Source organism: Microbulbifer litoralis (assembly GCF_023634065.1).
Classification (GTDB): Bacteria; Pseudomonadota; Gammaproteobacteria; order Pseudomonadales; family Cellvibrionaceae; genus Microbulbifer; species Microbulbifer litoralis.
The window spans coordinates 1-2,083 of the sequence record NZ_JALKCV010000032.1 but is presented as its reverse complement, the minus strand read 5'-3'; the positions used below and the strand labels follow the sequence as shown (position 1 = coordinate 2,083).

Here is a 2,083-nt window from a genome sequence, read left to right as displayed (position 1 = left end):
TTATGATCCGGGGGTGGGGGAGTTTGTTGCGCAGGATCCTATTGGGCTCTCAGGAGGATTTAATAGCTATCAGTATGCACCCAATCCAACAGAATGGGTTGACCCGCTTGGGTTAAAATGCAAAGAACAAACCCCTAGTGAGTTTGCTCAGAGCTGGCAGGGTTCAGGGGATTACCCTGGGGTTGACGCCTATAGAGATATTACATTGAAGGAAGGAAAGGTTGTTTATGGGGGCGCTCCTGGGCAAGGTAATTTCTATACAACCGAAAGTGCATTGAAGCGTGCTGATTACAACGCTGAAAAGTTCTTCGATGGCGTTCAAGTTCGCCCACATCCTGAACTTGGCTACCGTCCTGGTGTAACATCTTATAGAGTAAAGGAAGATGTCCCTGCTGCATTCGGGATCACGAAAGCAAACCCGCAACATGGTAGTGGAGGTTTACCGCAGATAGTAATTAAAGATTATGAAGAAGTATTGGAGCCGCTTTACTCAATTCCATTTTCTAGGTGAGCAATATGAAGAACGGAATATTGAAATTTGGAGACGACTTTGTTGTCAGTAAAAAATTTACTGTCAATGATTTAAAGAAGCTTGAGAAGAAGTATTCTGTTGTTCAGTTAACCGCAAATGGAAATTATAAGTCGTACAAAATAACGCCGATTAAGTTCCTTGGAAAAAACATTATTGCTATTCTTAATTTTGAGGGTGATGCTATTCGTCGTGTTAATATATATTTAATAAGTAAAGATGCCTCGTGGTCTACAGAGACTGAAATTTTCGAGAAGAGAAAAAAGTCTGCCCAAGATGCATGGCTTTCTAGTCTGCTAAATGCTCCACCTCCTTATAGTTTTGATTGGGGGAGGATTGAATCAAATTACGATCAGCGATCTTGCAGCAGTACTATCACTGTAACATTTGAAGATGCATGATCTGGAAGCTGAATTAATTAACGGGTGAACGAGCAAGCAGAACGGAAGAGTAGTAGGAAGGAGAATCAGGACAGTCACTGAGATATCAAGAACTTGGAGGCAGGGCTGCATTATAACCGGTTTCGGTATTATGATCCGCAGTTGGGACAGTTTACTCCTCAGGACTCGATTGGGTTGGATGGGGGGACAAATAATTACAGCTACGCACCGAATCCCATCCGCTGGATTGACCCTTTTGGGTTGAGCTGTAAAGAGGGGGCAGCAATTATCAAGTAATATGAGCCCGATTCTAATAACCCATATGGACATTATAGTGTCGAAGTGGTCTCAAACAATGAAAAGCTTCATACGCATCAGGTGATGACTGGTCCTAGAGAAAATTCTGGCGCGACGACAACAATTGTTGATGCTGGTGAATATCCTCCTTCGAAGCCTTTGGTAAAAGCCGTAAAAGTTGAGCTTCCTAATGCGGAGAATGCAATTGAGTATCAGAAGCAAAAAGTCTGGGAAGAGCTTGGTCCTTATAGTAAGAAAACTACATTGTGTTGATCACGTCTGTAACGTTTTGAGAGAAGGCGGTCAGCCTGCTAAAGATGGAGCTTTGCGTCAGTTTAGGTATTTAAGAGATATAGGTTTTTGAAGATGGCACAGATTTTATGCGAAAAGCACGGAATTCAATCCGCTCAATTTGTTTCTCCTAAGATATTGGAAGATATTAAGAAGAGGGGCAGGCTTTCTGGTTTTTTGATCCAGGAGCTGATTTTACATTTTCCGTTTGATAAATTGGGTAAGTTTCATGTTGATGAAGGGTTTTTAGTTAAGCATAAGGTTGATAGGGAAGTTTTTGATGAAGAGCTGGCCTTTGATGTCTACGATGATTTGAAACCTATCTGTCCAGCTTGTTTTTCTGTGGTTATTTCTGAGGTCGACCGTAACCGGCCATAATGATGGGTCCATAACAGGACGCCCAAAAAATAAAAATCTTGCGAGTTCGGGGTTAGGCCTTACAGTTGACAGTAGAATTTGACGCCTCCCTACAGTGCGAGGCCCGTTTTTTAACAACACACTGAGTTGAGAAAGGCACGGCCGAGTGCGAATTTGACCGCGGCTTTTCTTGGCGCCCGCTCACTGACGGCCGTACCACCCGCTACGC

5 protein-coding genes are annotated in these 2,083 nt (G+C 43.1%); all 5 read left to right on the top strand.

Annotated elements, in window-relative coordinates; all coding sequences use genetic code 11:
* A partial coding sequence (locus MWN76_RS20805) for an RHS repeat-associated core domain-containing protein (protein ID WP_284500788.1) occupies nucleotides 1–511 on the top strand: 511 nt, incomplete at its 5' end.
* A gap of 5 nt (nucleotides 512–516) precedes the next feature.
* On the top strand, nucleotides 517–930 hold the full coding sequence (locus tag MWN76_RS20800) for a hypothetical protein (RefSeq protein WP_250465100.1): 414 nt from the start codon (nucleotides 517–519) through the stop codon (nucleotides 928–930).
* A 93-nt stretch (nucleotides 931–1,023) separates the two neighbouring features.
* Complete coding sequence (locus MWN76_RS21335; RefSeq protein ID WP_425606636.1) at nucleotides 1,024–1,206, top strand: RHS repeat-associated core domain-containing protein; 183 nt, start codon at nucleotides 1,024–1,026, stop codon at nucleotides 1,204–1,206.
* Between the two features lie 45 nt (nucleotides 1,207–1,251).
* The gene (locus MWN76_RS20795; RefSeq protein ID WP_250465098.1) at nucleotides 1,252–1,479 is read left to right on the top strand and encodes a hypothetical protein; all 228 of its coding nucleotides are present in this window, start codon (nucleotides 1,252–1,254) and stop codon (nucleotides 1,477–1,479) included.
* A gap of 93 nt (nucleotides 1,480–1,572) precedes the next feature.
* Complete coding sequence (locus tag MWN76_RS20790) at nucleotides 1,573–1,875, top strand: hypothetical protein (protein ID WP_250465096.1); 303 nt, start codon at nucleotides 1,573–1,575, stop codon at nucleotides 1,873–1,875.
* Nucleotides 1,876–2,083: the final 208 nt, after the last annotated feature.

Bases quoted from the DNA above. Each gene is read 5' to 3' on its own strand.
- MWN76_RS20800 (WP_250465100.1), top strand. From the start codon at position 517: ATGAAGAACGGAATATTGAAATTTGGAGACGACTTTGTTGTCAGTAAA.
- MWN76_RS20790 (WP_250465096.1), top strand. From the start codon at position 1,573: ATGGCACAGATTTTATGCGAAAAGCACGGAATTCAATCCGCTCAATTT.